Below are 6088 nucleotides of genomic sequence, written 5' to 3' on the forward strand. Positions count from 1 at the left end.
CCGAGTTCGAGGGGCAACGGAAGGTAGGTCGCTCGACCCTAATCTCCCCCGCGCTTCCGAAGATGATGGCGCCGTCGAGCATCTCAAGGCCCAGACGGCATCAGCGCCAGCGCTCCTCCCGCCACCACGAGGTAACGCCCGAGCTTGCCGATCCCGACGAGGAGGGTGAACGGCAGCAGGGGCACGCGAAGGGTCCCGGCGATCACCGTCAGCGCGTCGCCGACGACGGGCGCCACGCGAACAGGAGCGAGGCCATCCCGTAGCGGCGGAACAGACCCGAGAAGCGGTCGACCTGAGCGGCCGGGACGGGAAACCATCGGCGGTCGCGGTAACGGGCGAGGAAGCGCCCGCAGGCCCAGTTGGCGACGGAGCCGAGCGTGTTGCCGACCGTCGCCGTGACGAGGACGATCCACGGGTCGCCCGTCCCCGAGACCAGCAGGGCGACGAGCATGACCTCGGACGCGCCCGGCAGGACGGTGGCCGCGAGGAACGCGGACCAGAACATCCCGCCATAGGCAGCAAGGTCACCCACCCGCCGTTCCCGTCGGCCACGTCGCGTGGTGGTCGTCGATCACCAGCGCATGCTGATGGCGGATGGGCTGGTGGCGGTGCGGGTGACGGTGCGGCTCCGGTCCTTCCCAGCCCTCGTGTTCGTGCTGGTGGTGCGCGTCATGGACGTGCGGCGCGTCGTGGTCGAAGGCGTGGTGGACGTGCTCGACCTCGACGGGGTCGTGGGCCGGCCAGAATGCAAGGGCGGCGAGCGTCCCCGCCGCCGCGGCCGCGGCCATGACCACGAACGTGGCCCCGAGCCCGATCGTGGCGCCGAGCCACCCGGAGGCGGGGTAGGTGACGAGCCAGCACGCGTGCGAAAGGGCGAACTGGGCGGCGAAGACGGCGGGGCGGCTGTCGGTGTCCGACGAGCGGCGCAGGAGAAGCCCCCCGGGCTTGCCGACGGCCGACGACGCCGCGCCGAGGAGCGTCCAGAGGACGAGGCTTCCCGTCCAGCCGGGGTCGAGGCCAGCGACAACAAGGAGGCACGCCAAGGAGGCGGCGCCCGCGACCATCACCGTTCTCGCCGGAACCCGATGAAGCAGGCGCGACAGCAAGATCGCGACCGCCATGGACCCGAGACCGTAGGCCGCGAACAGGACGGCGACGTCGTCGTTCGTGCCCCCGAGCCGCGAGCGGACGAGGACGACGGTGTTGACGATCACCATGGACCCGCCGGCCGAGGCGGCGAAGGACAGGGCGAGCAGCCCGCGCAGGCGCGGCGTCGCGAGGTAAATGCGGATGCCGCGGGTCAGCCGGTCGACGAACCGTCCGCCCGAGGCGGCCCGGGCCGTGGGCAGCGCGACGGAGACGACGAGGACCGCCGAGGCGAGGAAGCCGAGGACCGTGCCGAGGAACAGCCAGTGGAAGGAGATCACGGTGAGGAGCAGCGCCGCCAGCAGCGGGCTGAACAGCGACTCGAGATCGTAGGCGAGCCGCGAGAGGGACAGAGCGTTCGTGTACTCGCGCTCGTCGGACAGGATGTCGGGGATCGTCCCCTGGAAGGTCGGGGTGAACAGGGCCGACATGGATTGGAAGGCGAAGACGAGAACGTAGACCTGCCAGACCGCGTCGACGAACGGCAGGAGGAGCACGAAGGCCGCCCGCGTCAGGTCCAGTCCGACGAGGAGCGTGCGCCGCGGCAGGAAGCCCGTCAGGACCCCTGCGAACTACGAGACCCCGACGTAGGCGATCATCTTGATGGCGAGCGCGGTGCCGAGCACGGCGCCGGCATTCGCGCCTGCGAGGTCATAGGCCAGAAGCCCGAGGGCCATGGTCGTCAGCCCCGTCCCGACGAGGGACAGGACCTGCGCGGCGAAGAGGTGGCGGTAGGTGCGATGGCGGAGGACGGCGAGCATGGGCGTGGGTCTCGGTCGACGAAGTCGCTACGCGGCCCGCGGACGGGCGTCGACTTCGACCGTCAGGTGGGACAGGTCGTGGATGTGGGCGAGCTTCGCCCGGTAGGCATCGAGCGGCAGCGGGGTCGCCGTCGCGATCGAGACGATGGCCGCGTGGTGGCCGGGGCCGACCTGCCAGACGTGGAGGTCGGTGATCCGATCCCCGTCGGACTCGATCGCCTCGCGGATCTCCTCCGGCAGGTCCTCGCCCTCCGGGACGTAATCGAGAAGCACCGCCCCGGCGTCGCGCACCAAGCCCCACGACCAGCGGGCGATGACGAGGGCGCCGACGATGCCCATGACGGGATCGAGCCACACCCAGCCGTAGAGGCTGCCGAGCGCGAGCGCGGCGATCGCCAGCACCGAGGTCAGCGCGTCCGCAAGGACATGGAGGTAGGCGGCTCGGAGGTTGTTGTCCCGCCCGCCGACATGACCCGCGTCTCCGTGGTCGTGGTGGTCGTCGTGGGCGTGGTCGTGATGGCCGAGGCCGTGGCCGTGGCCGTGATGGTGCCCGTGACCATGGTGGTGGTCATCCTTAAGGAGCCACGCGCTGACGAGGTTGACGACGAGCCCGACCGCGGCGACGCCGATCGCCTGCCCGAACGAGATCGGCACGGGCGAGGCGAGCCGCAGGGCGCTCTCGTAGGCGATGAAGAGGGCGATCAGCGCAAGGATCACGGCGCTGGTGAAGGCCGCGAGGTCGCCGAGCTTGCCCGTTCCGAAGGTGAAGCGCGGGTTCCGCGCGTGCTTCCGGGCGAAGTAGTGGGCCCCCGCCGCGATCAGCATGGCGGCGGCATGCGTCGACATGTGCAGCCCGTCGGCGACGAGCGCCATGGAGCCGTAGGCCGTGCCGGCCACGATCTCGATCACCATCATGGCGACCGTCAGCGCGATCACCGCCCACACCTTGCGTTCGTTGCGGGCGTGCCCTTCCCCGAGGAAGACGTGGGCATGCCCGGCCGCGTGGTTCGTCGTCGACATCGTTCGCGTCTCCGTCACTTCAGGTAGGTCCGGACGACCGCCAGGAGGTCGGCCGCGCCCTTCGCCCGCTCGGGGTCCCGCTCGTGCTCGGGGTCCACAACGTGGTTGCGCACGTGCTCCTCGATCAGCTCGACCGTCAGCCCGTTGAGGGCGCCGCGGACGGAGGCGACGAGCTGGAGGGTGTCCCCGCAGGGGGCCTCCTCGTCGAGGCTCCGGGCGACGGCTTCGAGCTGGCCCTGGAGCCGGCGGACGCGGGCGATGAGCTTGGTCTTGTCTTTGACGAGGTGCCCCATGGCATACCCCCCTACCCTATATGGTAGACGATGGCCAGGGCCTCCCAGGGGCCCGCGCGGGACGGCCGCCCGACGACGCATGGTCGACGGGCGGCCTCCTCAGGTCGAAGCCTAAACCTTCCGCTCGATCGAGGAGTAGGCGCCGTTCGTGCGGAGCGTCACGGAGACGGGGGCATCTCCCCGATTCCGCCAGAACCAGCCGTGGTTGCCGGTGAAGGCGGCCGTGATCTGTCCTTCGTCGGACGCGGCGCCCCGGCCCTTCTCGTAGGAGATGCTCTGGCCCCCGCCGTCCCCGTGGGTGTCGAAGTTCACCTTGCCGCCCTCCGAGACGACCCAGGCGAAGGACGCGACAGCCCCTTCCTGCATAGCCATCTTGATCTCGATCCCCTCGCCGGGCTGGAGGGCGAAGGTGATCTCGTCCTGCCGCATCTCCTGCGCAGCCGCCGGCGAGACGACGAGGCCGCCGAGGAGCCCGAGGAGGCTCGACTGCCGCTCGGGCGCCGGCGGGGCCGGCGGTGCGGGCGGAGCCGGGGGCGCGAGCGGCGGCGCGACGGCGGCCGCGGCGTTCGCGGGCGTCGTCGTGCCCGGGACGCGGACGGCGGGGGCCGTGCCGGCCGCAGCATTTATGGCCGCGTCGGCGGCCGCCTCCTCGGCGAGCTGCACCTTGATCTCGCCCATCTCGGTGAGGTTCAGTGCCGAGCCGATCCCTGTCGGGTCCACGCCGTACTCGGCCGGGAGGACGACCGCCACGAGGATGGCGACGGCGGAGGCCGCGGCGATGGCGGTGGAGCGCAGGAGCTGCTTCGAGGTCGGCAGTTCGGCGCGCGTGGGCATGTCGCTGTTGTACATCGTTCGATGTCCTTGGAACGGAGAATGGGGAAGTGAGGGAGGAGCGTCAGGCGACGAAGTAGCCGACGGCCTGGTAGCCGAAGAGCACGAACCCGGCGGCCATCATGGCGACGTTCGCCGCGTAGGCGTGGCGCATGAAGCTCGGGGAGCGCCGCCAGAAGCCCATGACGATCAGGATCGCCCCGAGCGCGAGGAGCTGGCCGATCTCGACCCCGACGTTGAAGGCGAGAAGGTTCGGCACGAGCCCGTCGGGCGCGATGTCGTATTCGAGGATCTTCGTCGAAAGGCCGAAGCCGTGGAAGAAGCCGAAGACGAGCGTCGCGACCTTGGTGTTCGGCTGGAAGCCGAACCAGCGCTGGAAGGCCCCGAGGTTGTCGAGCGCCTTGTAGACCACCGACAGGCCGATGATGGCGTCGATGACGTACGAGTTGATCCCGACGTTGAAGTAGATGCCGAGGAGCATGGTCATGGAGTGACCGATGGCGAACAGCGTCACGTAGATGCCGATGTGCTTCATCCGGTAGAGGAAGAAGATCACGCCAGCCAAGAACAGGATGTGGTCGTACCCGGTCGCCATGTGCTTGGCGCCGAGGTAGACGAACGGGATGAGGCTCACCCCGCTGATCTCCTGGATGTAGCCCTGGTCGCCCGCGGCTACGCCGTGGGCAAGGGCGGTCGTGGCAAATGCCAGCATCGCGAGCGATGCGAGCACGGGCACGGGCACGGGAAGCGCCGCCCGGATCGCGTCACGCGAGCGGGTGCGGCCTTCCGCGGAAGGTCGTGTCATGGATGGGTTCCGAGTGTCCGAATGCTGTCGTGCCGCGCCGGGCGCAAGCCTTGGACGCGGCGGCGGTCAGGCGATGCGGGACGGTCTCGGGGGACGGTCGAGCGTGGAGGACAGGCTGGGCAGCGCGGCATCGCCAAGCGTCAGGAGGCGCGTGCGCGAAGTGCTCGCGACCGGGGACGCGAACTCGGGCGGGACGCCGAGCTTCTCGTGGCTGTGGTCGCCGGGATTGTGCTTGTGGTGATCGTCCGCGGTATCGGTCGAGCCTGCGTCGGCGGGCTCGTCGTCGACATCGTGGGAGTGCCCGTGGTCGTGGTCGTCGAGGACGGCCATCGACACGTGACCCTTGGCGGCCGCGTCGTGGAAGGCGGACGAGCCCGTCGGCGCGCTCAGCACGGCGAAGACGATCGCCAAGGCGATCGCCAAGCGTCCCGCGAGGAGTTGGCCGAGTGTCCGCATGCGTTCCTTCGAGGATGCCCCTGCGCCGGGACGCTAGTCCCCGTCCACGGCGCGAGCCTTGTCGCCGCGGAACATGGCGGGGTCAAGGTTGAGGAACGGTGAACTGCACGGCCCCGAAGGCTCAGCGCGTCCGCAGGACCGCCTCCGTGCCGGCGACGGTGCCGCCGCCGTTCGGGAACGCCTCGACGTAGGTGATCGTGCCGAGGCCCGGCACGACGGCCCCCACCGTGGCACGGACGAGGTCGTTGGGCGTTGCGAGGAACGCCTCGCCGTCGAAGACGGAGACGATCGAGTAGGCGTCCGCCTTGAGCGCCTGTGGCTTGCTCGCCACGGGCATCGGGACGGGGATCGCGGCCGGCGCGGGAGGGGCGTGGCACCTGATCACGAGTGCCGCGTGAGATCGGCGCAGGTCGATTGGTGGTGTCCGATCCCACCACTCGGTTGCCAAATGCCGACTGTCGTCCTTCTGTCGGTCCGGTCCTAGGCAGCCACTTCGACGCTCCAGCGAACTCCGTCGGGTTCGACAGCAAGAAAGACCATCCGATCGCCGTGCGTGACAAGGGCTTGAAGCCAAGATCATAACGAAAGCAATGGTTTGAGTCCGTTTGTCCGAGCCCTCCGCCGAAACGCCTCTATAATATCGGAGATGGAGAGGTTGAGCGCGGCGACACTCGATACCGCGTTCCCCGTCGTATCGGTGGAGCACGGTCAAACGTCCGGCAGGGGTACGTTCCTCCAGGCTAGAGCGGGCGATAGAGTAGCACCCGGGCTCGCGG

7 protein-coding genes and 1 pseudogene are annotated in these 6088 nt (G+C 69.6%); all 8 read right to left on the reverse strand.

Translation table 11 applies throughout. The annotated features are described in order from the left end of the window. Positions 1 to 208: 208 nt before the first annotated feature. Positions 209 to 532, reverse strand: coding sequence for a YqaA family protein (locus tag QZ753_RS12985; RefSeq protein WP_367171516.1), 324 nt, complete (start codon positions 530 to 532; stop codon positions 209 to 211). Continuing rightward, a pseudogene (locus tag QZ753_RS12990) lies at positions 525 to 1907 on the reverse strand (MFS transporter). Before QZ753_RS12990 ends, QZ753_RS12985 begins: the two are co-directional and overlap by 8 nt. A gap of 27 nt (positions 1908 to 1934) precedes the next feature. Then, positions 1935 to 2927, reverse strand: a complete 993-nt coding sequence (gene dmeF, locus QZ753_RS12995) for a CDF family Co(II)/Ni(II) efflux transporter DmeF (RefSeq protein WP_294644205.1) — start codon at positions 2925 to 2927, stop codon at positions 1935 to 1937. Between the two features lie 14 nt (positions 2928 to 2941). Beyond that, complete coding sequence (locus tag QZ753_RS13000) at positions 2942 to 3220, reverse strand: metal/formaldehyde-sensitive transcriptional repressor (RefSeq protein ID WP_294644206.1); 279 nt, start codon at positions 3218 to 3220, stop codon at positions 2942 to 2944. 111 nt (positions 3221 to 3331) lie between these two features. Continuing rightward, on the reverse strand, positions 3332 to 4069 hold the full coding sequence (locus QZ753_RS13005; protein WP_294644207.1) for a hypothetical protein: 738 nt from the start codon (positions 4067 to 4069) through the stop codon (positions 3332 to 3334). A 46-nt stretch (positions 4070 to 4115) separates the two neighbouring features. Then, positions 4116 to 4856 carry a HupE/UreJ family protein gene (locus tag QZ753_RS13010; RefSeq protein WP_294644208.1) on the reverse strand — a complete coding sequence of 247 codons (741 nt, stop codon included), beginning with the start codon at positions 4854 to 4856 and terminating at the stop codon, positions 4116 to 4118. Positions 4857 to 4922: 66 nt separating this feature from the next. Next, complete coding sequence (locus tag QZ753_RS13015; RefSeq protein ID WP_294644209.1) at positions 4923 to 5312, reverse strand: hypothetical protein; 390 nt, start codon at positions 5310 to 5312, stop codon at positions 4923 to 4925. 121 nt (positions 5313 to 5433) lie between these two features. Then, the gene (locus tag QZ753_RS13020; protein ID WP_294644210.1) at positions 5434 to 5643 is read right to left on the reverse strand and encodes a hypothetical protein; all 210 of its coding nucleotides are present in this window, start codon (positions 5641 to 5643) and stop codon (positions 5434 to 5436) included. Between the last annotated feature and the right edge of the window lie 445 nt (positions 5644 to 6088).

The organism is uncultured Aureimonas sp. (assembly GCF_913775355.1).
In the GTDB taxonomy this organism is placed as follows: Bacteria; Pseudomonadota; Alphaproteobacteria; order Rhizobiales; family Rhizobiaceae; genus Aureimonas.